Genomic DNA, 24,690 nt, shown 5'->3' with positions numbered 1-24,690 from the left:
TCACTCCCGATAGCAGCTCCCCATGGCAAAGCAAAAGTTTAAAATCACCAACTGGCCCACCTACAACAAAGCACTCAGACAACGCGGCTCCCTGACGGTCTGGCTTGATGAGTCGGCCATCGCTGCATGGACTGACAGTTCTTCGCCTGAAGGTCGTGGTCGGCCGCTTTACTACACCGATATGGCTGTTACCACGGTTTTGATGATAAAGCGCGTGTTTAACCTGTCGCTCCGGGCATTACAGGGCTTTGTCGACTCGGTTTTTACACTGATGAGCCTGCCACTGCGCTGCCAGGACTACTCTCTGGTCAGTCGGCGGGCAAAAACCGTCAGTATCAGCATAAAAACGCCAACGCGTGGTGAAATCTCGCATCTGGTCATCGACAGTACCGGTCTGAAGGTCTTTGGCGAAGGTGAATGGAAAGTCAGGCAGCATGGGGCTGACAGACGAAGAGTGTGGCGCAAGCTTCATCTGGCAGCAGACAGTGCGACGCATGAGATTATCTGTGCCGACTTATCGCTCAGCGGAACGACAGATGCGCAGGCACTGCCGGGCCTGATTAACCAAACCCACCGAAAAATCAGGGAAGTGTCAGCAGACGGTGCTTATGACGGCCGTTACTGCCACGATGCGTTGCTAAGAAAGAAAATCAGGCCCCTTATCCCGCCGCGAAGCGGAGCCAAATACTGGCCGGACAAGTACCATGAACGTAACCATGCGGTGGCGAATCAGCGTCTGAGCGGGAGTAATGATATGTGGAAAAAGAAAGTGGGTTATCACCGGCGTTCAGTGGCAGAAACAGCGATGTTCCGCATAAAAACTTTGCTGGGTGGCCATCTGAGCCTGCGTGACTATGAGGCTCAAGTAGGTGAAGCCATAGCGATGGTCAAAGCGCTGAACCGTATGACGTTGTTGGGTATGCCACACAGCGTCAGGATAGGATAACAGGTGTAGCAGAGGGAGTCATCCTGTCGGCTAATTCTGATTTATTCAACAAAGCCGTGCACTGGTCAAGTAAATCAGGACACTTTTTTCTCAGCCATTTGTTCATAACGCACCGGAGACAGATCCCCGTTAGCGGCATGATGCCTGTCTAGGTTGTAGTAGCGGATATACGTCGCCACATCCTGCTCCATGTAAGCCCGTGTTGGCTGGGGTACCAGCAGCAACCATTCATGTTTCAGACTGCCCCAGAAGCGCTCCATCACCGCATTATCCCAGCAGGCACCCACGTCTCCCATACTGCTCCTCAGCCTGTAGCTGCTCAGCAGCGCCTGAAAGCGTTGTCCCGTGTACTGCGCCCCCCTGTCCGTATGCACCACCAGGCCCGGCGGGGGAGTTCGCAGGTTATATGCCTTCATCAGGGCCCCGCAGACTAGCGATGAGGTCATCCGTCTGTCCACCTGCCAGCCCACTATAGTCAACCGACTTAAAAATGATTACATCCTATGCCCTGATATGCGGCAAAGAAGCATAGCTGGCTGTTATCAAAATAATGTCGCTTGGCTATATCTGCCGGGAGTACAAATCCATAATAGCCGCCAGATACAGCCAGCCTTCACCGGTCTTCAGATACGTGATGTCACTCGCCCACACCTGATTTGGCCCCGGAGGGTTAAAATTCTGGTTCAGCAGGTTTGGGGCCACCTCTGCACCCGGGCGCCCCATTCCCACTCGAAACGCAACAAAGTGACCCACTGGCCAGAGTCGGATAAAATCACCGTTCTGGCCCTACTGGAGATCCCGTTGCATGCAGGGAAAACATCTGACTCACAAAGAGCGGTTCTACATCGAAAAACGGCGTGGTGATGGGGTTAACCAGGCCACCATCGCCCGGGAACTGGAGCTTCCTCGTTCTACCATCAGCAGGGAACTCAGACGCAATACCGACGCCGCTTTCAACGGGGTCTATTCCTGCAGAAGGGCCGAAACGTTGGCCAGAGGGCGGCGGCAGAAAACTCGGCCGGACAGCGTGATTAACCAGCTTGAACCGCACATTCAGGACTTTATCAGAACGGCGCTGTCTACCCACACCTCACCTGAGGTCATCAGTGGGCGCCTGGTCCTGGAATTTGGCCTATCCGTCAGCAAGAACTCGCTCTATCGCTATATCCAGCAGGAGCGCCGGGCCGGCGGTGAGCTGTATCAGCAGCTCCCTCATCGGGGTAAACGGTATAACTATCAGACCGATGAAAACAAACGCGGTCCTATTCCCAACCGTGTTGGCATTGAGCAGCGGCCGGCCGTTGCTGACCTCAAGCAGGAACCCGGTCATTTCGAGATTGACACCATCTTTGGCAAAGATCAGAAATCATTCCTGCTGACGGTGGTCGATAAAGCCGTCAAGCTGGTCATCATTCGCAAACTGCCCAACAAGCGAGCAGAGACAGTGGTAGCGGCCTTCAGGGACATCGTTGCCAATACCTTCTGCGAGTTTAAAACCCTGACTGCTGACAACGGTTCTGAATTTTCCCAGCACGGGGAAATTACAAAAGTCACGGGGGCACCGGTCTACTTTGCCCGGCCATATCATTCCTGGGAACGCGGGTTGAATGAGCATACCAACGGGCTGATACGGCGTTTTTACCCGAAGGGAACGGACTTCAATTATGTCACCCATCGCAAGGTTGCAGCACTCGAACACCTGCTCAATACGCGAGGCCGAAAATCGCTGGGTTATCGTTCTCCAAATGAGGTATTTTTAACGCACTTACAGGCGGCATAATGCCCTACCGTTTTGTTGCGTTTCGACTGGGAATGGGGCCCTCCGCACTATCTATAGTTCCGCAACGCTAGAGGGCGCTGAAGAGGCCCTGGATGCCTTCGCGGCCAAATGGGATGAACAGTTCCCGACGATCAGCCCACCGTGGAGAAATAATTGGGAACGTCTCATCGTCATTTTTGATTTTCCGCCGGAGATCCGCAAGGTTATCTACACCACCAACGCGATAGAGTCGTTAAATGCTTCATTGCGCAAGATAACGAAAACGCGACGAATATTTCCAACGGATGACTCGGTGCTAAAATTATTCTATCTAGCCTTGCATAATATCTCGGCTAAATGGACCCTACAAATCAGAGACTGGAAACCGGCTATGAGCCAATTCATGTTGATGTATGGAGATCGGATTTCCGGTTAAGCGATGGAGCCATTTACACGAAATTCTTTACAGACTCGGTACGCAGCCCATACTCCGGCCTTAAAGCTAAGCTACCGCCCGCTGGCTTACCGCCCCAGTCTGCGGTATAGCAATCCACGCTTTCTACACCCATACCTTTGGGGTACCACCGGGTTAGTCGCTTATGGCGCCATACATTGCACAGGGTGTGTTTGACCAGCATCACGACTCCATCGACGATACCTGCACCCGGTTGAATGAGTGAAACGAGCAATCAATGTCGTCGCAGGCGGGCGCTTGTGACACATCATCGGGCTGACTATAAGGGATTGAGGAAACGGAATGCGGGTGCATTCGTGCCTGTTTCGGCTTTTCAGCAGGCCGTTCGGCACACGAGTGACACCTCATCGTGACACGGACCTTTTCGCCTCTTCTGAAATGAAAAACCCCATTAAATTCACGGGTTTTTTTTACATTAAATTTGGCGGTGAGAGAGGGGTTCGAACCCTCGATACGCTTTCACGTATACACACTTTCCAGGCGTGCTCCTTCAGCCACTCAGACACCTCACCGGATTGTCACCCATCAGCATGCTGCGGCGACGGGCGCTAATGTAGGTAAATTGCCCGGCAGCGTCAATGAGTTTGTGCGACAAAATGCGCGTTTAGCCAAACTTAATGCAATTTGCTGATTTACTGACCTATTTTAGTTTAAATAGGGTGCGATGTGTGTGTTAAATTTTCGTTATGGCTGCGGTGCAGGCTGCCAGTGCCGGCGAGAAATGGTATGCTGACGGTGAAATACCTAGCCAGGAGAGACCATGTATCCCGTCGATTTACATATGCATACCGTCGCCAGTACTCACGCCTACAGCACCCTGCATGACTATATCGCAGAGGCTAAACGCAAGAACATCCGCCTATTTGCCATTACCGATCATGGTCCTGACATGGCAGATGCACCACACTATTGGCACTTTATGAATATGCGCGTGTGGCCGCGGTTGGTGGAGGGTGTCGGCATCCTGCGTGGTATTGAATCCAATATCAAAAACCGTCAGGGCGATATCGACTGTACCGGGATCATGCTGGAGCAAATGGACGTGGTCATTGCTGGTTTTCATGAACACGTACTGCCACCGCAGGATCTTGTTACGCACACAGAGGCGCTGATTGCCACCATGGCCAGTGGCAATGTGCATATCATCAGCCATCCCGGCAATCCCAAATATCCGATTGACATTGCCGCCGTGGCGCAAGCCGCAGCGCATTATGACGTCGCGCTTGAATTGAATAACTCGTCGTTTATGCATTCACGCAAAGGCAGTGGACCCAACTGTCGCGCCATTGCTGAGGCGGTTCGCGACGCAGGCGGAAGGCTGGCGCTTGCCTCTGATTCCCATATTGCGTTCACGTTGGGCGATTTTACCCACTGCGAACGTATTGTGCAGGAAATTGATTTTCCGCAAGAGCGTATACTCAATGTGAGTCCTCGCCGCGTTTTAGATTTTCTGGAACAACGTGGCCGCCCTGCGATAGCAGAACTGGCGGCTTTGTAATTTATTAGTGACGTTGTCACTTAATCACCATAATAACAACTGGTATGACATGAACGAATTCTCACTGGTATGCCGGCTGCTCGGTACGCTGTTTAATCGGGCCCCTGATGACACCGTGGTGACCCCGTTATTGACGATGATTGAGCAGGGTAAACTCAAGCCGAATTGGCCGCTTAATCAGGATGCTTTGTTGGAGCGCATGCAGCAGAGCGTTGATATCAACGCAATCACTGCCGATTATCACGCGCTGTTTATTGAACAAGGCGGTGCAGTTTCCCCCTGGCGCTCTTCCTATGTCGAGAATGAGCCAGAGGACGCTGTTCGTGTTTTTCTACAACAGCGCGGCATGCCGCTCAAAGAGGGCGCCGTCGACCATTTTGGCGCGTTGTTGCTGGCCGCTTCATGGCTTGAAGATCAGGCAGCGGAAGATGAAAATGCTGCGCAGTTGGCCCTGTTTGACGAATTTTTGCTGCCGTGGAGCGATCGGTTTCTTGGTAAAGTCGAAAGCCACGCCACCACGCCATTTTATCGCACGCTGGCGCTATTAACACGCGAGGCGCTGGAAGCGTTACGAGAAGATTTGCTGGAAGAAGACGACGAGCACGCGCCGTATAGCCCAGAGGCGTAAATCGGTTCGTCAGGGCGGGAAACCCGCCCTGATAACGGCTTAATCCGTCAACTGAATAGCAATTTGTCCCGGTTTTACCTCAATGCCTTTTGCCAGTTTTTTGGCTAAGGCTTCCGTTTTGCTATTTTCATCACTGAGCTCATAGGCCGGTTTTTGATCAAAATAGTTCTTCAGCGCCTGGTTCAAATAGGGTGTCAGCGTTTTGAACACGGTATCCATCTTCTCAGGCGTCACCTGATAATCCACCAACTCCATCTCTTTGAGGTAAATGGCGCTGTTAGTTTTATCAAACACCGGTTGTGCTTTCAGAGTAAGCACAGCATCCGCTGACTGGGCACCCAGTAGCGAACTGATATCCACCTTGGCATGGCCAGACAGCGTGACCTTGCCCGGTTCAGCACGTCCTATCTGGCTGCTGAGATCGTTTAACACGATGGTGGCATCAACTACGCCTGGAATGCCGATCTGTTTTTTAAAATCATTGTGTTTTTGCAGATAACGGTTTACATCTTGCTCGCTAAGCGAATATTGCGTGAGCCGATCGCAGCCACTAACAAGTAATGTCAGCGCCACTGCGGCAATGGCGGCTATCCCTGATTTTTTCATTGATGTTCCTCTGCACGTGCTGTGTTTCTAAAGTATGGCGGTTTAACGATAGAAATGTGCCCTGAGCATAGCAGAAAATCTGCGGGGCTAACGGGCGTAGAGATACAGTGCCTTATAAGCCCCGGGTTAACTATCAGATAGCGCTGAAAGCACAGAAATTGCCAGTCAGCGTTAACCTTAATGCTCTCCCAGCATCGCCGGTGTTATCTTGCGCAGATTGAACTGCCAATACAGGGTCGCCAGCGTGAGTAAACCGATAATGCCTAACATAAACCACGGCAGTTCGGGCATATGCAGCCGATGCCCGGTATCAAACAACCAACCGCCGCCGCTATAGCCCAGCGCGCCGCCCAGTGCCAGTCCCAAACGGCTGAATCCCATGTAACTACCGCGCGCACGCGCATCAGCCAATGACGCGCTCAATGTTTCACGGGCAGGCTCTGCGATAATTGATCCCATGTAAAACAGGCTGATAAGCATCAGTAGCGTCGGCAGTGTGGTTGTCATGCCGATGGGAAACAGACTGAGAGTCATAATAAATAACCCTACCATCAGACGCTGTTCCAGACGGAAGCGTTTTTCACTCCAGCGTGCAATCGGATAGAGCAAACTGAGCGATAGCGTGGCTTCAATGGCATACATCCATTTCACTGCCGAAGGGGTGCCCGCAATCTCATTGACCATGATCGGGAGCATTAACAGAACTTGCACGCCGAGCATGTAGTAGCCGGTCAACGTCAGGACATAAATCAGGAAGCGTCGATCGCGAATGACGCGCAGCAGGCCTTCTGAAATTGGCGTACGCACGGTCGAGATGCGATAGGCGGGTAACAGCCAGGCGTTTAAGGCCGCCGCCAGCACGAACAGCACAGCGCCGCCCCAGCACACGACGGTAAAGTCATATTGCAGCAGCCAACTGCCAATCAGCGCACCGATAACTGCCCCGGCACTGTCTTGCATCATCAGCAATGAGTAAAAGCGCCCGCGTTCCTGTGGACGAACCAGTTTTACCACCAGTGCGGTGCGCGGAGGATCGAACAGTGTTCCGCCAAGGCCAGACAGCGCGCAGGAGAGCCAAAGCAGCCAAGGTTCGGTGGCGATAGCCATAAACACAAAACCGGCGGCACGCAACAACATACCGGTGATGATCATCGGTTTCGCACCAAACTTGTCGGCAATGGCACCGCCAAAAACACCTAATCCCTGTTGAATAAACTGACGTAATCCGAGAGCGATGCCCACCAGCAAGGCCGCCCAACCCAAATCATCAACAAAGCGTATGGAAATAAGCGGGAATACTACAAAAAAACCCAGAACCACCAGCATATTATCTAATAACAGGAAATATTTGCCGAGACTCCGAGCTTGTGACATCAGGGGCATGTTTCACCACAAGAGAAAAAAAGAAAGAGTTACAACACGTCTATTTTGTACCCTAATCAAATGGCAGGATAGTCTTTACAGAACAATATTTTTTTATCGTCCTGAACATCAGTGGGTGCAGTTTGAATGGCTTTTTTTTAGCCAAAGAGCGGCAATATTGTAGTAATTGCGCAATAAGTCACCGCAGGAGGTTTTACGCCAGATGATTGATGCGGTTATAGTAGCAAGTATCGACGTTTTTTGTGGTTAGGGGTGTGGTTCCCTGTTGGGAAGACGGTTTTTCCCAGTTAAACCTGTAGTGCAAATTATCGCGATAAATTTTTCTTATCGAACAACGCAAAAAATGAGGCAGAGATGTTTGGCTATCCTTCAACCCCGGCACGGGTATATATGACTACAGACAGGCTGGTCGTGCGTTTAGCCCACGAACGTGATGCCTGGCGTCTGGCGGAATACTATGCGGATAATCGTGATTTTTTAAAACCCTGGGAGCCGGTGCGCGATGCCAGCCATTGTTATCCTTCCGGCTGGCAAGCGCGGCTTAGTGTGATCAACGACATGCATAAGCAAGGGGCTGCTTATTACTTCTTGCTGCTCGATCCGAATGAAAATGAGGTGCGGGGTGTTGCCAATTTCAGTAACGTCCTGCGTGGTTCCTTCCACGCGTGCTATCTGGGCTATTCGCTCGGCGAGAAATGGCAGGGGCAGGGCATGATGTATGAAGCCTTACAGCCTGCGCTGCGCTATATGCAGCGCCAACAGCACATGCACCGTATCATGGCCAACTACATGCCGCACAATCAGCGCAGCGGTAATCTGCTGACGCGACTGGGCTTTGAACGTGAGGGCTATGCTAAAAAATACTTGTTAATCGATGGCACCTGGCAGGATCACGTACTGACTGCCTTGACGAATGAACAGTGGACGCCTCAGCGATAGGAGCCCAGAGAATGAAATATCAGTTTGATGCCAAAGCGTTGCGTGTAGTGGGTTGTTTATTGGAAAAACAGGTCACCACGCCAGAACAGTACCCCATGTCGTTGAATGGCGTGGTAACAGCCTGCAATCAGAAAACCAACCGCGAGCCGGTATTGGAACTCAGTGAGAGTGAGGTTCAACAAACGCTCGATGTGCTGGTTAAAAAGCACGTTGTCAGAACTCTCAGCGGCTTTGGTAATCGCGTGATGAAGTATGAGCACCGGTTTTGCAACTCAGAGTTCGGCGATCTGAAGTTTTCCTCCGCAGAAGTTGCATTGGTCACGACGCTGTTGCTGCGCGGGGCGCAAACGCCGGGTGAATTGCGCACTCGAGCGGGGCGCTTGCATGACTTTGCGGATGTCGATGACGTTGAGCAGACGCTCACACTGCTACAAACGCGGGAGGATGGCCCCTTTGTGGTGCGTTTGGCGCGTGAGCCAGGTAAGCGGGAGCACCGTTTTATGCACCTGTTTGGCGATGATGACGCCGTTGCAACCGCCACTGACAGCGCGCAAGAGCGCATGGACGCTGCCATGCCGGATCTCGCACAGCGTGTGCGTGTGTTGGAGCAGGAGGTGGACGAATTGAAACAGCAATTGGCGCACTTGCTGTCGCAGCAATCCTGAGTATTGCCCGGGGGCATCGCCCTCTGACTGAAGGTGACACAATGAATACAGCGAAAACGGATGGAGGGCGGATCCGCATCGGCATGGTTGGGCTTGGCTCGATTGCGCAAAACGCCTATCTGCCGGTACTGAGCCGGGAAACACACTGGACGTTTGCCGGTGTTTTTTCACCGGATCAGCAAAAAATGCGCACGCTTTGCCAGCAATATCGCCTGTCAGGTTATTCATCTCTGGAGGCACTGGTGAACGTGTGTGATGCCGTGATGGTACACAGCAGCACGGCCAGCCACTACGAAGTTATCAGTACGTTACTGCATCTTGGCGTGCATGTGTATGTCGATAAGCCGTTGGCGGAAACACTGCCGCAGGCTGAAGCGCTGTTAGCGTTAGCCGAACGACAGGGAAAAACCGTGATGGTCGGATTTAACCGCCGTTTCGCCCCTGGTTATCAATCGCTGAAGTCAGCGTTACCGCATCCGGATTCGGTTCGGGTGGAAAAACACCGGGCGGATAACGTGGGTCCGCAACCAGCGCGCTTCACCCTGTTGGATGACTACCTGCACGTGGTTGACACGGCACTGTGGCTGGCGGGTGAGGGCGCGACGTTGCAAGGTGGTGTCGTTCGCAACAATACAGAGGGACAGCTTGTTTTTGCTGAACATCTGTTTAGTTCTCCAACCTGAGGGGTTGTCACCAGCATGCATCGGTGCACGGGCAGTCAGCGCGAATCGGTCCAGATGATCGGACAGGGCGCCATTCACCACGTGGATAATCTCGGTGATTGCTGGCAGGAATGCGGTGGCATTATCACGCGATCCCCAGCACCGTCCTGGCAAAGTATTTTGGAACAGCGCGGTTTTGTGGGGGCGGTTCACCATTTTGTCGACGCGCTGGAGAGAGGTATTCAACCCCAAACATCAGGCGAACAGGCGATTCTGGCGCAGCGAGTGGTTTAATCACTGCTCACATCATGCTGAATTCCTCAGTGATCTCTCATCAAGGGTGGCTATTCTGCCCCTGATGCGTAGACTGTCGCCACGCCCGGCGGGCTGCGTTCCGCCGTAACTCTCGACACAACAGAATTGAATCGGATGAACTTATTAAAATCATTGGCTGCGGTCAGTTCAATGACCATGCTATCGCGCATTTTGGGCTTTATCCGCGATGCCATTGTCGCACGGGTATTTGGTGCTGGCGTGGCGACAGACGCCTTCTTCGTCGCCTTTAAACTGCCGAATCTGCTGCGCCGTGTTTTTGCAGAGGGAGCCTTCTCGCAGGCATTTGTTCCGATACTGGCTGAATACAAAAGCCAGCAAGGGGATGAAGCAACGCGAACCTTTCTTGCCTATGTGTCAGGCATGTTGACGCTGGTGCTGGCGCTGGTGACCGTAGCGGGGATGATCGCCGCGCCCTGGGTTATCATGGTAACGGCGCCAGGATTTGCCGCCACGCTCCATCGGTTTGCACTGACTTCGGCGCTGTTGCGCATCACCTTCCCGTATATTTTGCTGATATCGCTAACCTCGATGGTAGGGTCGGTATTAAACACCTGGAACCGTTTCTCCGTGCCAGCGTTTGCGCCGACCTTTCTCAATATCAGCATGATCGGTTTTGCTTTGTTCGCTACACCCTATTTCGATCCGCCGGTATTAGCGTTGGCCTGGGCGGTGTTGCTGGGCGGGGTGCTGCAATTGGTTTACCAACTGCCTCATCTCAAGAAGATAGGGATGTTGGTCTTGCCGCGCTTTAAATGGCGTCACCCCGGCGTCGGGCGAGTGATGAAACTGATGGCCCCAGCGATTCTGGGCGTATCAGTGAGCCAAATCTCGTTGATCATAAACACTATATTTGCCTCTTTTCTCAGTGAAGGAGCGGTCTCGTGGATGTACTACGCTGACCGACTGATGGAGTTTCCGTCCGGTGTGCTGGGCGTCGCTTTAGGCACGATTTTGCTGCCTTCTCTGGCGAAAAGCGTCGCCAGCGGCGATCAGGAGGCCTATTCGCACCTGATGGATTGGGGGCTGCGTCTCTGCTTTCTGTTGGCGTTGCCAAGTGCAGTGGCATTGGGGATTTTGTCGAAGCCGTTGATTGTTGCACTGTTCCAGTATGGCAAGTTTAGCGCGCTGGATGCATTGATGACTCAGCGGGCGTTGATTGCTTACGCCATTGGATTAATGGGACTGATTGTCGTTAAAGTGTTGGTTCCGGGGTTCTATTCTCGACAGGATATCAAAACGCCGGTGAAAATTGCGCTGGTGACGTTGGCGCTGACGCAGGTCATGAACCTGATTTTTATCGGGCCGTTACAGTATGCCGGGCTGGCACTTTCCATTGGATTGGCCTCTTGCCTGAATGCCGGACTGCTTTATTGGCAGTTGCGCAAACAGCAGCTTTTCCAACCACGTCCGGGGTGGGGCGCGTTTCTGGTCAAACTGGTTATTGCCGTGCTGGCTATGTCAGCGGTATTGGTAGCGTTGTTAGCGTGGATGCCTGCTTGGGACATTGGCGGCATGACCGTGCGTATTTCGCGCCTGCTGCTGGTGGTGGTGGCTGGGGCGAGTACCTACTTTGTGATGCTTGCGCTGCTCGGCTTTCGTCCGCGCGATTTTGCGCGTCGCGGTATGTGATAGAACCCATAAAAAACGCCGTTGATTACATTTTATCGACGGTTTCAATGCCCAGAGTGCCTAACCCTTGTTTCAGCGTTTCTGCGGTTAACAGGGCCAGTTTCAGACGGCTTTGACGCACAGCATCACTGTCGGCATTCAGAATCGGGCAATGCTCGTAGAAACTGGAGAATAAGCCTGCAAGATCGTATAAGTAGGCACACATCACGTGCGGCGTCCCTTCGCGTGCCACGGTAGTGATGGTTTCTTCAAACTGCATCAGGCGGGTTGCCAGCGCCGTTTCTTTCCCATCATTCAGTACGACAGGCTGCGTCAGAGCGGCTTTATCAAGATTGGCGCGTTTGAAAATCGAGGCAACGCGCGTGTAGGCATACTGCATATAGGGAGCTGTATTCCCTTCAAACGCAAGCATGTTATCCCAGTCAAACACGTAGTCAGTGGTGCGACTTTTGGATAGATCCGCGTATTTCACTGCTCCGATGGAAACGACGCGCGCCAACTCACGCAACACGTCTTGGTCCATATCGGGGTTTTTACCTGCGATCAGCGTTAATGCACGCTCATAGGCTTCGTCTAACAGATCTACCAGTTTGATGGTGCCGCCCGCGCGGGTTTTAAACGGTTTGCCATCTTTGCCCAGCATCATGCCGAACATATGATGTTCCAGTGATACTGATTCGGGTACATAGCCCGCTTTGCGCACGATAGTCCATGCTTGCATCAAATGTTGGTGCTGGCGGGAATCAATGTAGTAAAGAACGCGATTGGCGCCCAGCGTCTCATACCGGTACTTGGCGCAGGCAATGTCAGTGGTGGTATAGAGATAGCCGCCATCTTTCTTTTGCACGATGACGCCCATCGGTTCGCCGTCCTTGTTTTTAAACTCATCAAGGAAAACCACCGTCGCCCCTTCACTTTCAACGGCCAGACCTTTTGCCTTAAGATCGGCAACAATCTCCGGCAGCATTGCGTTATAGAGGCTTTCACCCATTACATCTTTTTTGGTCAGGGTGACATTCAGACGATCGTAGGTGAGCTGGTTTTGCGTCATGGTGACATCAACCAGCTTGCTCCACAGTTCGCGGAAATAAACGTCGCCGCCCTGTAATTTCACCACGTAGTGGCGGGCGCGTTCAGCAAAGGCGGCATCTTCATCGTAACGGAGTTTCGCTTCGCGGTAGAAGGCTTCCAGATCGGGTAATACCAACTCGCCGGAGGTATCTTTCTGCACATCTTCCAGATGAGCGATCAACATACCGAACTGTGTTCCCCAGTCACCCACGTGGTTGGCGCGGATAACCTTGTGTCCGAGAAATTTAAGCGTGCGTACCGCAGCATCACCAATGATGGTGGAGCGCAGGTGGCCGACATGCATTTCTTTTGCAACGTTGGGCGCAGAATAGTCAACCACGATGGTTTGCTGTGTGACAGGTGTGATACCCAATTTGGGTGCGTTCAAAGCCCGTTCGGTTTGTTGTGCCAACCACTGCGCATCCAGAAACAGGTTGATAAACCCCGGACCAGCGATCTCTGTTTTAGCGACAATGCCTTCTAATGCCAGATGCTTAACTACCGTTTCTGCCAGTTGTCGCGGAGCAAGCCCAAGTTTTTTCGCTGCCGCCATGACACCATTGGCCTGGTAATCACCAAACTGAGCCTTGGCGGACTGGCGCACCTGCGGGTCTGTGCCGTTGGGCGCATCCGCTGCAACCAATGCCTGGCTGACTTTTTCCGAAAGAAGAGCCTGAATATTCACCTGGATACCTTTAATAAAAATTTAGCCCCCGCTTATACCATATTTGGGCTGAAACGTCAGCAGGGCGAGCCTTCCCCGCGAGAATTTTCCTGAGAAAATGCAAGGGGTATAGAGCACGAAGAGGAGGGTAACGCGTCGAAAAAGGAGGAAAAAAGTACCAGCGCTAGCGAAAAATAGTTAACGCTTTCTTCCCCGATGGTTGGTTCCGATACGTTGACTTTCCCTTATTTTAAAATGTTTAAAAATTGCATATGCCGCAATGGCAATAAGCAGAACCGATAAAATAGCTAAAATCATAATTATTTCTCTGTGTACTATTGCGATACGTTAACAAATTACCTGTTTTTGTTAGGTGTGACAATGTAGGTCAAGAGGGCTTTGTTGAATAAATCGAACTTTCAGGGGATCGCCGGATCAAAGCACTATCATCGCTCCCGATAGCAGCTCCCCATGGCAAAGCAAAAGTTTAAAATCACCAACTGGCCCACCTACAACAAAGCACTCAGACAACGCGGCTCCCTGACGGTCTGGCTTGATGAGTCGGCCATCGCTGCATGGACTGACAGTTCTTCGCCTGAAGGTCGTGGTCGGCCGCTTTACTACACCGATATGGCTGTTACCACGGTTTTGATGATAAAGCGCGTGTTTAACCTGTCGCTCCGGGCATTACAGGGCTTTGTCGACTCGGTTTTTACACTGATGAGCCTGCCACTGCGCTGCCCGGACTACTCTCTGGTCAGTCGGCGGGCAAAAACCGTCAGTATCAGCATAAAAACGCCAACGCGTGGTGAAATATCGCATCTGGTCATCGACAGTACCGGTCTGAAGGTCTTTGGCGAAGGTGAATGGAAAGTCAGGCAGCATGGGGCTGACAGACGAAGAGTGTGGCGCAAGCTTCATCTGGCAGCAGACAGTGCGACGCATGAGATTATCTGTGCCGACTTATCGCTCAGCGGAACGACAGATGCGCAGGCACTGCCGTGCCTGATTAACCAAACCCACCGAAAAATCAGGGAAGTGTCAGCAGACGGTGCTTATGACGCCCGTTACTGCCACGATGCGTTGCTAAGAAAGAAAATCAGGCCCCTTATCCCGCCGCGAAGCGGAGCCAAATACTGGCCGGACAAGTACCATGAACGTAACCATGCGGTGGCGAATCAGCGTCTGAGCGGGAGTAATGATATGTGGAAAAAGAAAGTGGGTTATCACCGGCGTTCAGTGGCAGAAACAGCGATGTTCCGCATAAAAACTTTGCTGGGTGGCCATCTGAGCCTGCGTGACTATGAGGCTCAAGTAGGTGAAGCCATAGCGATGGTCAAAGCGCTGAACCGTATGACGTTGTTGGGTATGCCACACGGCGTCAGGATAGGATAACAGGTGTAGCAGAGGGAGTCATCCTGTCGGCTAATTCTGATTTATTCAACAAAGCCGGTCAAGAGGTTTAAGATTAATCTTTTCTTTTGAGAATATTCCCTAAATCAGTATAATTTACGTATGAATTAGGCGTAGTAGGTTATTGTGCACCATTTGCGTGTTGTGCTTATAAATTCCGCTGCCGTTCGATATCCTTATCAAACACGCTGATGTGATTAACAATGAAGGGATATTGCATAGGGTGATTTTTATCACGTTATGTTTCAGAATATTACAGTATCGGTTGCATAAACCCGTAAGCATTTTGTGCTGTGGACGATGATCCAGAGCGCGCTACACCTGACGTGTGTCGCAATGGTATTCAAAACGCGTGCATAGCGTTACTATTTGAAGGTTAATTATTATTAATATTAGGAAATGCAATGTCCGGAATGCTTACCCCTGCGCTTCAACACGATTTGGCCCGTTTTGAGCGTGCGTTGTTACAGTTAGCGGAGACGCTGTCATTAGATTTGTCGCAATTCGAAGCCGATCATATTGCATTGCGCTGCAACCAAAATACGACAGCTGCGCACTGGAAAGAAACGTTATTAACGCTAGGGGTATTAATTTCTGAAAATCAAATTAACGGACGTCCTATTTGCCTTTTTTCGCTTAACGAAAAAATAACCCTCGGTCCGTTGAATATTGATTGTATTGAACTACCTTGGCCTGGTGAGCGTTTTTATCCCAATGAAGGTTGGGAGCATATTGAATTAGTGTTAGCTGGCAATCCAGAGACCTTGCATGCTCGCGCTTTGGCTTGTCTTTCTGATAGCGCGCTGGCCTCACCGCGCATTACCCTTAAATTCAGCCAACCCGGCAGCGATAAAGAACGTTTGCCCAATCCCACGTTAGCCGTGAGCGATGGGACAACCACTATCAAGTTTCATCCGTATTCGATCCGTGAAGTCATCGCCAGCGAGCAGGAATAAGCCTGTCCCCGATCGCTGTTGACGGCTTTTGGTAAAATTTGTGTGACGCGTAATGGATAGCCTTGGGGCAATCCTGCCCTCTGTGACTCGGCTCTTCTTTGCATTTTTATTCAGATGCCATATTTATCCTAAAGCTATAGCGTGCTAGTTGATGGTGCAATGGTCACAGCGCAATGTGACGCAGGCGGGAGAGATTACATGTCAAAGTTGGAAGTATGCTGTTACAGCGTTGATTGCGCGCTCACGGCGGAACTGGCGGGAGCAGACAGGATTGAGCTCTGTGCTGGCCAGCGTGAAGGCGGTCTGACACCAAGCTATGGTGTTCTGGCCGAGGCGAGAAGCAGGGTGCGGCTACCGGTTCATCCTATCGTACGCCCGCGCGGCGGGGATTTCTGCTACAGCGACAGTGAGTTTCGCACCATTCAGTACGATATTCAGCGCATTAAAGAAATGGGTTTTCCCGGCGTAGTGGTTGGTGTGCTGGATGAAGAAGGGCATATCGATCTGCTGCGCATGAAAGTGTTGATGGCACTGTGTGAAGGGATGGCAGTGACATTTCATCGTGCCTTCGATCTGTGCCTCAATCCGCATATGGCGTTGCAACAGCTCACCGATTTGGGCGTGGCGCGCGTGTTAACATCCGGTCAGCAGCAGCAAGCGGAAAACGGCTTAACATTATTGCGTGAACTAATTCGGGCAAGCCGTGGTCCAATTATTATGGCGGGAGCAGGTGTGCGTTTGACCAACCTGCATAAATTTCAGCGAAGCGGTATTCAGGAATTGCACAGTTCAGCCGGACACTGGCTGCCTTCGGCGATGCGGTTTCGCAAAGTGGGTGTCTCGATGTGTTCAGACGCGGAAAGCGATCTGGACGAATTCAGCCACTATTGCGTCGACGGCGACATCGTTGCTGAAATGAAGCGAGTGCTGAATGCGGGGTGCCAGACAGTCCCTGTCCCCTGATGACGCGGAAAATTCGCCCAACGAGTCCTTTACCGCGCAGCATCGCTTCGGGTTTGCTTGCGAGTACCAAGCCCCGGCGTGTTGCCGGGGCTTTTTTTCTGATACATTGCCTCTACCCCTCATGCAGTGGAGCAAAAGAGATAAGATAAATAATGAGCAACATTTTCGTCTGCTAACGTGCAAACAAACAGGGCAACGAGGATCAGGTTTTTTACGGGCTGGAGTGCGAAAACACATTTAATAGACACCCATAACGAAGTGTTTATTCTTAAACTATCCCATTGAGTATACAATTATTGGTCCTGAATAATCAGTATTTTTCTCGGCGAGGGGCTTTGTTGAATAAATCAGAATTAGCCGACAGGATGACTCCCTCTGCTACACCTGTTATCCTATCCTGACGCTGTGTGGCATACCCAACAACGTCATACGGTTCAGCGCTTTGACCATCGCTATGGCTTCACCTACTTGAGCCTCATAGTCACGCAGGCTCAGATGGCCACCCAGCAAAGTTTTTATGCGGAACATCGCTGTTTCTGCCACTGAACGCCGGTGATAACCCACTTTCTTTTTCCACATATCATTACTCCCGCTCAGACGCTGATTCGCCACCGCATGGTTACGTTCATGGTACTTGTCCGGCCAGTATTTGGCTCCGCTTCGCGGCGGGATAAGGGGCCTGATTTTCTTTCTTAGCAACGCATCGTGGCAGTATAGCTAAACGACTTAATTTTGATTACATTATTTAAATGAGCTATTCAATTGATTTTAGACGTAAAGTGATATCTACACGGAAAAACGAAGGGTTGAGTATCCGAGAAACAGCGAAGCAATTTCGGATTGGCCCTGCCTCTGTATCGCGTTGGATTAATCAAATAGAGTCAAAAGCATCGACCACGCGTCAGCGAAAGATCGATAAATCCGAGTTGATATAGCCAAGCGACTTAATTTTGATTACACCATATGGACTGAGAACAAACTCTCTGTATCGCAACCCATCTCTCTTTTTTTGCTTTTTGCTTGTGCCCATTTATGCTCAATTGGGTTAAGATCTGGCGAATATGTAGGCAAATACTCCACCATATACCCTGCATCGATGATGACTTGTTGAATATTATGTTTTTTGTGAAAAGTGGCATTGTCCATCATGATTACACTGTTTTTAGGGGGTACTGGGATAAGGACTTGTGTGACCCAGGCATAGAAAACATCGCTGTTAATATTGATATCAAATAATCCGATAGCAAACAGCGTTGTGCCTAATAAAGCGCCGATAACATTTGTTCTTCCCCTAGCTCCCCAGTTCTTCAGGCCAAAACACCGTTGACCTTTTGGGGAATAGCCGTGAGTCCGTGGGGCATCGTGTGAAAAACCACTTTCATCAATAAAAACAATAGGTTTACCTTCTTTTTCATACTGTTGTTTTTTTTGTTGAAATCCCTACCGGGCGTTTTCGTCGGCTTTCGGATGACGTAGAGTTTTTTTTATAGGTCAATCCCAGCTTTTTAAGCGCTTGCCAAATGGCCTTCTGACAAACGCCAAAACGCTCTGCACGTTCTTTTTGGTAAGCATCTGGATATTGTTCAACATCTTTTATCAACTCGGATTTATCGATCTTTCGCTGACGCGTGGTCGATGCTTTTGACTCTATTTGATTAATCCAACGCGATACAGAGGCAGGGCCAATCCGAAATTGCTTCGCTGTTTCTCGGATACTCAACCCTTCGTTTTTCCGTGTAGATATCACTTTACGTCTAAAATCAATTGAATAGCTCATTTAAATAATGTAATCAAAATTAAGTCGTTTAGCTATAAAAGATGTTGAACAATATCCAGATGCTTACCAAAAAGAACGTGCAGAGCGTTTTGGCGTTTGTCAGAAGGCCATTTGGCAAGCGCTTAAAAAGCTGGGATTGACCTATAAAAAAAACTCTACGTCATCCGAAAGCCGACGAAAACGCCCGGCAGGGATTTCAACAAAAAAAACAACAGTATGAAAAAGAAGGTAAACCTATTGTTTTTATTGATGAAAGTGGTTTTTCACACGATGCCCCACGGACTCACGGCTATTCCCCAAAAGGTCAACGGTGTTTTGGCCTGAAGAACTGGGGAGCTAGGGGAAGAACAAATGTTATCGGCGCTTTATTAGGCACAACGCTGTTTGCTATCGGATTATTTGATATCAATATTAACAGCGATGTTTTCTATGCCTGGGTCACACAAGTCCTTATCCCAGTACTCCCTAAAAACAGTGTAATCATGATGGACAATGCCACTTTTCACAAAAAACATAATATTCAACAAGTCATCATCGATGCAGGGTATATGGTGGAGTATTTGCCTACATATTCGCCAGATCTTAACCCAATTGAGCATAAATGGGCACAAGCAAAAAGCAAAAAAAGAGAGATGGGTTGCGATACAGAGAGTTTGTTCTCAGTCCATATGGTGTAATCAAAATTAAGTCGCTTGGCTATATCAGATTATCGCCTTGTTTCATGTAACGCATTTATAAGCTATGAAATGACTCGAAAGTAACTATCACGCTCCGTCGGGAATACCAATGAGTAGATATTCTGTAGCGAGAATCTGCTGTCGCGATAAACCGAGAGTATAACCCCGGCATGGCGCCGGGGCGAGGTACTAAGGATTACGAGCCACAATCACCGCACGCAGTGGCGCGGGGTAACCTTCGCAGGTTTTGCTGTGATCGTTAGGATCGAGGAAATAGGCCAGTGATTTCGTGGTCATCCATGAGGTCCTGCGCTGTTCCTCGAGGGTAGTGACGCAATGATCGACGATACGCACGTCGACAAAACCGCATTTTTCCAACCAGCGTACCAGCGCAGGGGCTGAGGGAATAAAGTAAACATTGCGCATCTGCGCGTAACGTTCGCCCGGCACCAGCACGGCATTCTCATCGCCCTCGATAACCAGCGTCTCCAACACCAGTTCTCCGCCTGACACTAACTGGTTTTTCAACTGCCAAAGATGATCGAGCGGCGAGCGGCGATGGTAAAGCACGCCCATGGAGAACACGGTATCAAAGGCAGCGTGTTCCGGCAGCTGTTCGATGCCAAGCGGTAATACATGCGCTCGTTGATCGTTACCCAGCAGTTTGCGAACGGCTTCAAATTGGCAGACGAAAAGCTGCATCGGGTCGATGCCCACGGCCAGATGCGCACCGGCACCAATCATGCGCCACAGGTGATAACCGCTGCCGCAGCCGACATCCAATACCAGACGGCCTGCTAAGGGGCTGATATGGGGCGTCAGACGTTCCCATTTCCAGTCAGAGCGCCATTCGGTATCGATATTGACACCGTAAAGGGAATAGGGACCTTTACGCCACGGCATCAGTTGACGCAGACGCACTTCCAGCCCTTCACGTTGACCCTCGCTGAGGCCCGGCAGTGAGGCGGCAGTGACGCTGTGTTGCACATCTAACTGGGAGGGTGTTAATTCGGGCAAGGCTTCAACGGCATTGAACCATTGTTTAAATTTGCCGTGCAAGGATTCCCGTTGCCAGGCACTCAGTTGGGCCGGCAGCATATTTAACCAATGGCTTAATGGACCTTTCGCGATAAGCTGATAAAAATTGCCGAAATCGATCACGCCTTATCCTCAGCTTTTAACGCCAGTAACGAACCAAAATTAAAGCACTGGAACCACACTTCGCTGTGTTGAAATCCGGCGTGTGCCAGACGAGATTTATGGGTTTCCACCGAATCGGTCAGCATGACGTTTTCCAGCATGTTACGTTTTTGGCTGATCTCTAATTCGCTGTAGCCATTTGCCCGCTTGAAATCGTGGTGCATGTTAAATAACAGTTCACCTACCTTGTTATCTTCAAAGCTGAACTTCTCCGATAACACCAGCGCACCACCGGGATTCAAGCCTTGATAGATACGTGTTAACAGCGTTTGCCGTTCTTCCGGTGCCAGGAATTGCAAGGTGAAATTGAGCACCACCAGGGAGGCATTCTCGATGACGATATCGCGGATATCCGCTTCGATCACCTGGACGGGGGTGGCAGCGCGAAAAGCATCAATGTGGCGGCGACAGCGTTCAATCATCGCAGGTGAGTTGTCAACGGCGATAATGTTGCAGCCCGTGGCCTGAATATTACGCCGCATCGACAGCGTAGCGGCTCCGAGCGAGCAGCCCAGATCGTAAATCTGCGTATCGGGTTTGGCGAAACGTTCGGCCAACATGCCGATCATGGAAATTATATTCGAATAGCCGGGGACGGAGCGCTGAACCATATCGGGAAAGACTTCAGCGACGCGTTCGTCAAAAGTCCAGTCACCGAGGTGGGCTATGGGAACAGAAAAAAGCGTATCGCGATTTGGCATGATGGACACTAAATTACAGTGAGGTTAATAAAAAAGGTTGCACAGTTTAGCAAATACCAATAAGAAAGTCTGTTTCCTTGCGGCGCGCCATAATACGTACGGCGCACCAACTTCACAGGCGCGGTTAATACAGGGTGAGTACCAATTCCCAGGGAAGGTAGTAAAGATTGAACAGCGACATCAATACCAGTGAAGCGTAGGTAGCGGACATGCCGGTTCGGCGCCAGCGGAATTCACGTTGACGCAAGCCTACGTAGTGAAAGAGTCGGCCAACAATTAGCAAGATACCGCACAGATGAATCATGACGATCAACGCACCGTTCATTTCCATCAGCACCAGAAGAATAGCGCCGATGGGGAGGTATTCTACGGCATTGCCGTGAACCCGAATGGCGGTCTGTAATTCATAAAAACCACCGTCTCCGTAGGCCACGCGGTATTGCATACGCAGTTTCACCACATCGAGAGACAGTTTTACCAGCAACAATGCGCCAAGCACCACATAGAGCGCGCTTACCATGTTCCACTCCATTGTCGGGCAAACATTGCCTGACAGAAAATATTAACCGACTTCGGCTGGCAGAATGATAACTGTCTGCTGTCAGACTGTCGCCTGTAATGTCTGCTTTTAAAAAAAAGCAGTTCAAAACCTGAACTTATAATAAAAAATGCTAAAAAAAACCTTTTAATACGTTGCTGTTTTATATTTGTTTAAAATAAGGCGTCTTGTTGCGGCCAGTCAGGGCGCGGCGGACAGGCAGTGATAACCGGTTCTAACAACGGCCATAGTGCTTGTGCCAGCGGGAGCACATTGCCAATGTCAGGCGTATGGATAAACAGATACGGAGAATGCTCCTGCCAGAGTTTCAGTTTATCAATCCAGGGTGCAAACCAGCGCAAATTGTCTGCAATATCTTCGTTGCCAATGAAACGGATGGCGGGTCGCTGTGCGGTCAGCAGTGCATGAACCGGCAAACGCGGTTTTTTCCGTTGGGCTTCCCGCAGGGCGGGCGTATCTGGCGGTGCGTGGTGTACCGGGCGGCTGTCGAGCATGATCCTGTCGATAGCGCGCTGTGAAAGCCCTTGGTTCAGTTGGCGTTCATCCTCACCTTTGGCAAAAAATGCAAGGTGGCGAACTTCCACCCCGTAGCTGAATTCCTGAGTCAGTGTATCGATAAAACGCCATAAATCGGGGAGTTGCTCGGGCGAAAAAGCCGCAGGAAGCTGTAACCAGAATTGTCCGACACGCGAGGCGAGCGGTTGCAGGCAATGAAAGAACTGACGCGTTTCCTCTTCACAGTGGCGCAATCCCGCATGATGACTGATGGTGGCAGGAAATTTGAAACAGAAACGGAAACTGTCAGTGGTCATGTCCCGCCAACGCAATACGCTATCGGCGCTGGGCAGCGCATAAAACGTAGTGTTGCCTTCCACACAGTTGAAATACCGCGCGTAGTCAGCCAGCGTGCGCAGTCCGAACTTGTGCCAGGCGGGATGTTGCCATTGTGGTAAGCCGATAAACATTCCGTTGCAACCCATTAACAGAGTGAGAGACAGTAAAACATTTTTTTAACCGAGAGGGAATTCTCACAATTCTTGCGACATATCACTGCCCTGAAACCGCTTCACTCTTATCGTTCCGGGGAATATCCTTTATAATAGCAACCTTTTTTTACTGAACAGCAATCCAGAACAACCATTCCGCGCAAAAAAAACACCGTTGTGATCGGGTGCGTGGGGAAACGCCGCTGTGTTTGTGGAACCTGTGTGTTTTGTAGCATCGATGCGTTTTATGAAACCGGTGTGTTTTGTGAAACCGATATGTTTTATAAAACCAGCGTTTCGTACTCACTGTGACGATGCGGTTTGGCCGGTGCGCTCAGGCGTGGTTGTTGTAGGTGTGATTATATCTCGTTGAGATGGTTTCTAGCGTGATTGCTCAAAAGGACATCGTAATGCGTACTGAATATTGTGGACAACTAAACGCGTCCCATGTGGGCCAGGAAGTGACATTGTGCGGTTGGGTTAACCGTCGCCGCGATCTGGGTGGTTTGATTTTTATCGATATGCGTGACCGCGACGGCGTGGTCCAGGTGTTTTTCGACCCCGATCGGCAGGATGCTTTCACTTTGGCGTCAGAACTGCGTAACGAATTCTGCATTCAACTGACCGGTGTGGTGCGTGCGCGCCCTGAAAGCCAGGTGAATAAAGATATGTCTACGGGTGAAGTGGAAGTGTTTGCGACCGCGTTGACGATTATAAACCGCTCAGAGCCGTTGCCGCTGGACGCCAATCAAACCAACACCGAAGAAGCGCGCTTGAAATACCGCTATCTCGATTTGCGTCGCCCTGAAATGGCGACGCGGTTAAAAACGCGTGCGCGTATTACCAGCTTTGTGCGTCGCTTTATGGACAGCCACGACTTTCTGGATATTGAAACGCCGATGCTGACCAAAGCGACACCGGAAGGGGCGCGCGATTACCTGGTGCCAAGCCGAGTGCACAAGGGCAAATTCTATGCGCTGCCGCAATCGCCGCAGTTGTTCAAGCAATTGCTGATGATGTCCGGCTTCGACCGTTACTACCAGATTGTTAAATGCTTCCGTGATGAAGACCTGCGTGCGGATCGCCAGCCGGAATTTACCCAGATTGACGTCGAAACCTCCTTCATGACGGCACCGCAGGTGCGTGAAGTGATGGAAAAACTGGTGCGTGAACTGTGGCAAGAGATTTTGAGCGTCGATTTGGGGGATTTCCCGATCATGACGTTTGCTGAAGCCATGCGCCGTTTTGGCTCCGACAAACCTGATCTGCGTAACCCGCTGGAACTGGTGGATGTCGCCGATCTGCTCAAAACGATCGATTTTAAAGTGTTCTCCGGCCCGGCGAACGATGCCAAAGGCCGTGTAGCAGTGATTCGCGTACCGGGTGGTGCACAGCTGAGCCGCAAACAGATTGATGAATACGGCAAGTTTATCGAGATCTACGGTGCCAAGGAACTCGCTTATATTAAAGTGAACGAGAAGGCGAAAGGGCTCGAAGGAATTTCCAGTCCGGTTGCTAAATTCCTGAACGAGACACTGCTGGCAGCGCTGTTAGAACGCACTGCGGCTGAAGACGGCGACATTCTGTTCTTTGGCGCGGACAGCGCGAAAGTGGTAACGGATGCATTGGGTGCGCTGCGCCTTAAACTGGGACGCGATCTCGGCCTGACCAATCTGGCAAGCTGGAAACCGCTGTGGGTCATCGATTTCCCGATGTTTGAAGACGATGGCGAAGGTGGGCTGGCCGCAATGCACCATCCGTTTACTTCACCGCGTGATATGACGCCTGAAGCACTGGAAAGTAACCCGGTTTCCGCCATCGCTAACGCGTACGATATGGTACTGAACGGCTATGAAGTGGGCGGTGGTTCCGTGCGTATTCACAGCAGCGTAATGCAACAAACGGTGTTCCGTATTCTGGGCATTAACGAGCAAGAACAACGCGAAAAATTTGGCTTCTTGCTGGATGCCCTGAAATACGGTACACCGCCGCATGCTGGCCTGGCGTTCGGGCTGGATCGGCTGGTGATGTTGTTGACCGGTACGGAAAACATTCGTGACGTGATCGCCTTCCCGAAAACGACCGCAGCAGCCTGCCTGATGACGGAGGCGCCGAGTTACGCCAATCCGGCATCGTTAGCAGAACTGTCTATTGCTGTGGTGGCGAAAGCGAAACCTGCGCAGGATGCGGAGTAACC

The 24,690-nt window shown here is 50.9% G+C and carries 23 protein-coding genes, 1 tRNA gene and 4 pseudogenes; 16 read left to right on the top strand and 12 right to left on the bottom strand.

Going from position 1 to position 24,690, the window contains the following annotated elements:
- Positions 1-22 precede the first annotated feature (22 nt).
- Positions 23-946 (top strand): IS5 family transposase, encoded by a 924-nt coding sequence (locus ACQGXV_RS33120; protein WP_440864392.1) that lies wholly within the window; start codon positions 23-25, stop codon positions 944-946.
- A gap of 74 nt (positions 947-1,020) precedes the next feature.
- On the opposite strand, the pseudogene ACQGXV_RS33115 reads toward ACQGXV_RS33120, so the two are convergent.
- A pseudogene (locus ACQGXV_RS33115) lies at positions 1,021-1,684 on the bottom strand (IS3 family transposase); the annotation flags it as partial.
- A 67-nt stretch (positions 1,685-1,751) separates the two neighbouring features.
- On the opposite strand from ACQGXV_RS33115, the gene ACQGXV_RS33110 reads away from it, so the two are divergent.
- Both ACQGXV_RS33110 and ACQGXV_RS33105 read left to right on the top strand, forming a co-directional pair.
- Positions 1,752-2,726 (top strand): IS30 family transposase, encoded by a 975-nt coding sequence (locus ACQGXV_RS33110; RefSeq protein WP_440862690.1) that lies wholly within the window; start codon positions 1,752-1,754, stop codon positions 2,724-2,726.
- Between the two features lie 40 nt (positions 2,727-2,766).
- A pseudogene (locus ACQGXV_RS33105) lies at positions 2,767-3,141 on the top strand (transposase); the annotation flags it as partial.
- A gap of 461 nt (positions 3,142-3,602) precedes the next feature.
- Here ACQGXV_RS33105 and ACQGXV_RS33100 read toward each other — a convergent pair.
- Positions 3,603-3,692, bottom strand: a tRNA-Ser gene (locus ACQGXV_RS33100).
- 248 nt (positions 3,693-3,940) lie between these two features.
- Between ACQGXV_RS33100 and ACQGXV_RS33095 the strand changes: the two genes are divergently transcribed.
- Positions 3,941-4,678 carry a phosphatase gene (locus ACQGXV_RS33095; RefSeq protein ID WP_440864391.1) on the top strand — a complete coding sequence of 246 codons (738 nt, stop codon included), beginning with the start codon at positions 3,941-3,943 and terminating at the stop codon, positions 4,676-4,678.
- Positions 4,679-4,727: 49 nt separating this feature from the next.
- Complete coding sequence (locus tag ACQGXV_RS33090) at positions 4,728-5,306, top strand: TorD/DmsD family molecular chaperone (protein ID WP_440864390.1); 579 nt, start codon at positions 4,728-4,730, stop codon at positions 5,304-5,306.
- Positions 5,307-5,345: 39 nt separating this feature from the next.
- On the opposite strand, the gene ACQGXV_RS33085 is transcribed toward ACQGXV_RS33090, so the two are convergent.
- Together ACQGXV_RS33085 and mdtH are read right to left on the bottom strand one after the other, a co-directional pair.
- Positions 5,346-5,912 (bottom strand): lipoprotein, encoded by a 567-nt coding sequence (locus tag ACQGXV_RS33085; protein WP_440864389.1) that lies wholly within the window; start codon positions 5,910-5,912, stop codon positions 5,346-5,348.
- 177 nt (positions 5,913-6,089) lie between these two features.
- Entirely contained in the window at positions 6,090-7,295 is a 1,206-nt protein-coding gene (gene mdtH / locus ACQGXV_RS33080) for a multidrug efflux MFS transporter MdtH (RefSeq protein ID WP_440864388.1), read from the bottom strand.
- A gap of 354 nt (positions 7,296-7,649) precedes the next feature.
- On the opposite strand from mdtH, the gene rimJ reads away from it, so the two are divergent.
- The 4 genes and pseudogenes from rimJ to murJ all read left to right on the top strand — a co-directional run bounded on the left by rimJ (position 7,650) and on the right by murJ (position 11,526).
- Positions 7,650-8,234, top strand: coding sequence for a ribosomal protein S5-alanine N-acetyltransferase (rimJ, locus tag ACQGXV_RS33075; RefSeq protein ID WP_440864387.1), 585 nt, complete (start codon positions 7,650-7,652; stop codon positions 8,232-8,234).
- 11 nt (positions 8,235-8,245) lie between these two features.
- Positions 8,246-8,899: a DUF480 domain-containing protein gene (locus tag ACQGXV_RS33070; protein ID WP_440864386.1), complete on the top strand. Its 654-nt coding sequence runs from the start codon at positions 8,246-8,248 to the stop codon at positions 8,897-8,899.
- A gap of 41 nt (positions 8,900-8,940) precedes the next feature.
- A pseudogene (locus ACQGXV_RS33065) lies at positions 8,941-9,855 on the top strand (Gfo/Idh/MocA family protein).
- A 135-nt stretch (positions 9,856-9,990) separates the two neighbouring features.
- Positions 9,991-11,526: a murein biosynthesis integral membrane protein MurJ gene (gene murJ / locus ACQGXV_RS33060; protein ID WP_440867774.1), complete on the top strand. Its 1,536-nt coding sequence runs from the start codon at positions 9,991-9,993 to the stop codon at positions 11,524-11,526.
- Between the two features lie 25 nt (positions 11,527-11,551).
- Here murJ and argS read toward each other — a convergent pair whose 3' ends face one another.
- Positions 11,552-13,282, bottom strand: coding sequence for an arginine--tRNA ligase (gene argS, locus ACQGXV_RS33055; RefSeq protein WP_440864385.1), 1,731 nt, complete (start codon positions 13,280-13,282; stop codon positions 11,552-11,554).
- Between the two features lie 450 nt (positions 13,283-13,732).
- Here argS and ACQGXV_RS33050 point away from each other — a divergent pair, with 450 nt between their 5' ends.
- The 3 genes from ACQGXV_RS33050 to cutC all read left to right on the top strand — a co-directional run bounded on the left by ACQGXV_RS33050 (position 13,733) and on the right by cutC (position 16,593).
- On the top strand, positions 13,733-14,656 hold the full coding sequence (locus tag ACQGXV_RS33050; RefSeq protein WP_440864384.1) for an IS5 family transposase: 924 nt from the start codon (positions 13,733-13,735) through the stop codon (positions 14,654-14,656).
- Positions 14,657-15,087: 431 nt separating this feature from the next.
- A complete protein-coding gene (locus ACQGXV_RS33045) occupies positions 15,088-15,630 on the top strand; it encodes a VOC family protein (protein ID WP_440867773.1) in 543 nt (180 codons plus the stop codon).
- 198 nt (positions 15,631-15,828) lie between these two features.
- Complete coding sequence (gene cutC, locus ACQGXV_RS33040; RefSeq protein ID WP_440864383.1) at positions 15,829-16,593, top strand: copper homeostasis protein CutC; 765 nt, start codon at positions 15,829-15,831, stop codon at positions 16,591-16,593.
- 387 nt (positions 16,594-16,980) lie between these two features.
- Here cutC and ACQGXV_RS33035 read toward each other — a convergent pair.
- Positions 16,981-17,307 (bottom strand): annotated as a pseudogene (locus tag ACQGXV_RS33035) (transposase); the annotation flags it as partial.
- Between the two features lie 35 nt (positions 17,308-17,342).
- Between ACQGXV_RS33035 and ACQGXV_RS33030 the strand changes: the two are divergent.
- Positions 17,343-17,528 carry an IS630 transposase-related protein gene (locus ACQGXV_RS33030; RefSeq protein WP_440864382.1) on the top strand — a complete coding sequence of 62 codons (186 nt, stop codon included), beginning with the start codon at positions 17,343-17,345 and terminating at the stop codon, positions 17,526-17,528.
- Positions 17,529-17,547: 19 nt separating this feature from the next.
- On the opposite strand, the gene ACQGXV_RS33025 is transcribed toward ACQGXV_RS33030, so the two are convergent.
- Positions 17,548-17,979, bottom strand: coding sequence for an IS630 family transposase (locus ACQGXV_RS33025; protein ID WP_440867772.1), 432 nt, complete (start codon positions 17,977-17,979; stop codon positions 17,548-17,550).
- Between the two features lie 25 nt (positions 17,980-18,004).
- Positions 18,005-18,370: an IS630 transposase-related protein gene (locus ACQGXV_RS33020; RefSeq protein WP_440864381.1), complete on the bottom strand. Its 366-nt coding sequence runs from the start codon at positions 18,368-18,370 to the stop codon at positions 18,005-18,007.
- 34 nt (positions 18,371-18,404) lie between these two features.
- On the opposite strand from ACQGXV_RS33020, the gene ACQGXV_RS33015 reads away from it, so the two are divergent.
- Entirely contained in the window at positions 18,405-18,590 is a 186-nt protein-coding gene (locus ACQGXV_RS33015) for an IS630 transposase-related protein (protein ID WP_440867771.1), read from the top strand.
- On the top strand, positions 18,514-19,047 hold the full coding sequence (locus tag ACQGXV_RS33010; protein WP_440862665.1) for an IS630 family transposase: 534 nt from the start codon (positions 18,514-18,516) through the stop codon (positions 19,045-19,047). Before ACQGXV_RS33015 ends, ACQGXV_RS33010 begins: the two co-directional genes overlap by 77 nt.
- 189 nt (positions 19,048-19,236) lie before the next feature.
- On the opposite strand, the gene cmoB is transcribed toward ACQGXV_RS33010, so the two are convergent.
- From cmoB to ACQGXV_RS32990, 4 genes are all read right to left on the bottom strand, one after another.
- Positions 19,237-20,208: a tRNA 5-methoxyuridine(34)/uridine 5-oxyacetic acid(34) synthase CmoB gene (cmoB, locus tag ACQGXV_RS33005; protein WP_440864380.1), complete on the bottom strand. Its 972-nt coding sequence runs from the start codon at positions 20,206-20,208 to the stop codon at positions 19,237-19,239.
- Positions 20,205-20,948, bottom strand: a complete 744-nt coding sequence (cmoA, locus tag ACQGXV_RS33000; protein ID WP_440864379.1) for a carboxy-S-adenosyl-L-methionine synthase CmoA — start codon at positions 20,946-20,948, stop codon at positions 20,205-20,207. Before cmoA ends, cmoB begins: the two co-directional genes overlap by 4 nt.
- Before the next feature lie 124 nt (positions 20,949-21,072).
- Positions 21,073-21,468 carry an MAPEG family protein gene (locus ACQGXV_RS32995; protein WP_440864378.1) on the bottom strand — a complete coding sequence of 132 codons (396 nt, stop codon included), beginning with the start codon at positions 21,466-21,468 and terminating at the stop codon, positions 21,073-21,075.
- A 191-nt stretch (positions 21,469-21,659) separates the two neighbouring features.
- Positions 21,660-22,472, bottom strand: coding sequence for a DUF72 domain-containing protein (locus ACQGXV_RS32990; RefSeq protein WP_440864377.1), 813 nt, complete (start codon positions 22,470-22,472; stop codon positions 21,660-21,662).
- 431 nt (positions 22,473-22,903) lie between these two features.
- Here ACQGXV_RS32990 and aspS point away from each other — a divergent pair, with 431 nt between their 5' ends.
- Positions 22,904-24,688, top strand: a complete 1,785-nt coding sequence (gene aspS, locus ACQGXV_RS32985) for an aspartate--tRNA ligase (protein ID WP_440864375.1) — start codon at positions 22,904-22,906, stop codon at positions 24,686-24,688.
- Positions 24,689-24,690 lie beyond the last annotated feature (2 nt).

The sequence above is a fragment of the Symbiopectobacterium purcellii genome, assembly GCF_052050035.1.
GTDB classification, from domain to species: Bacteria; Pseudomonadota; Gammaproteobacteria; order Enterobacterales; family Enterobacteriaceae; genus Symbiopectobacterium; species Symbiopectobacterium purcellii_A.
This window is presented reverse-complemented; position numbering and strand designations above follow the sequence as displayed.

Bases quoted from the DNA above. Each gene is read 5' to 3' on its own strand.
- rimJ (WP_440864387.1), top strand. From the start codon at position 7,650: ATGTTTGGCTATCCTTCAACCCCGGCACGGGTATATATGACTACAGAC.
- ACQGXV_RS33085 (WP_440864389.1), bottom strand. From the start codon at position 5,912: ATGAAAAAATCAGGGATAGCCGCCATTGCCGCAGTGGCGCTGACATTA.
- ACQGXV_RS33070 (WP_440864386.1), top strand. From the start codon at position 8,246: ATGAAATATCAGTTTGATGCCAAAGCGTTGCGTGTAGTGGGTTGTTTA.
- mdtH (WP_440864388.1), bottom strand. From the start codon at position 7,295: ATGCCCCTGATGTCACAAGCTCGGAGTCTCGGCAAATATTTCCTGTTA.
- ACQGXV_RS33030 (WP_440864382.1), top strand. From the start codon at position 17,343: ATGAGCTATTCAATTGATTTTAGACGTAAAGTGATATCTACACGGAAA.
- cmoA (WP_440864379.1), bottom strand. From the start codon at position 20,948: ATGCCAAATCGCGATACGCTTTTTTCTGTTCCCATAGCCCACCTCGGT.
- ACQGXV_RS32995 (WP_440864378.1), bottom strand. From the start codon at position 21,468: ATGGTAAGCGCGCTCTATGTGGTGCTTGGCGCATTGTTGCTGGTAAAA.
- ACQGXV_RS33120 (WP_440864392.1), top strand. From the start codon at position 23: ATGGCAAAGCAAAAGTTTAAAATCACCAACTGGCCCACCTACAACAAA.
- ACQGXV_RS33050 (WP_440864384.1), top strand. From the start codon at position 13,733: ATGGCAAAGCAAAAGTTTAAAATCACCAACTGGCCCACCTACAACAAA.
- ACQGXV_RS32990 (WP_440864377.1), bottom strand. From the start codon at position 22,472: ATGTTTATCGGCTTACCACAATGGCAACATCCCGCCTGGCACAAGTTC.
- ACQGXV_RS33110 (WP_440862690.1), top strand. From the start codon at position 1,752: ATGCAGGGAAAACATCTGACTCACAAAGAGCGGTTCTACATCGAAAAA.
- ACQGXV_RS33020 (WP_440864381.1), bottom strand. From the start codon at position 18,370: ATGAGCTATTCAATTGATTTTAGACGTAAAGTGATATCTACACGGAAA.
- murJ (WP_440867774.1), top strand. From the start codon at position 9,991: ATGAACTTATTAAAATCATTGGCTGCGGTCAGTTCAATGACCATGCTA.
- ACQGXV_RS33090 (WP_440864390.1), top strand. From the start codon at position 4,728: ATGAACGAATTCTCACTGGTATGCCGGCTGCTCGGTACGCTGTTTAAT.
- aspS (WP_440864375.1), top strand. From the start codon at position 22,904: ATGCGTACTGAATATTGTGGACAACTAAACGCGTCCCATGTGGGCCAG.
- cutC (WP_440864383.1), top strand. From the start codon at position 15,829: ATGTCAAAGTTGGAAGTATGCTGTTACAGCGTTGATTGCGCGCTCACG.
- ACQGXV_RS33095 (WP_440864391.1), top strand. From the start codon at position 3,941: ATGTATCCCGTCGATTTACATATGCATACCGTCGCCAGTACTCACGCC.
- ACQGXV_RS33045 (WP_440867773.1), top strand. From the start codon at position 15,088: ATGCTTACCCCTGCGCTTCAACACGATTTGGCCCGTTTTGAGCGTGCG.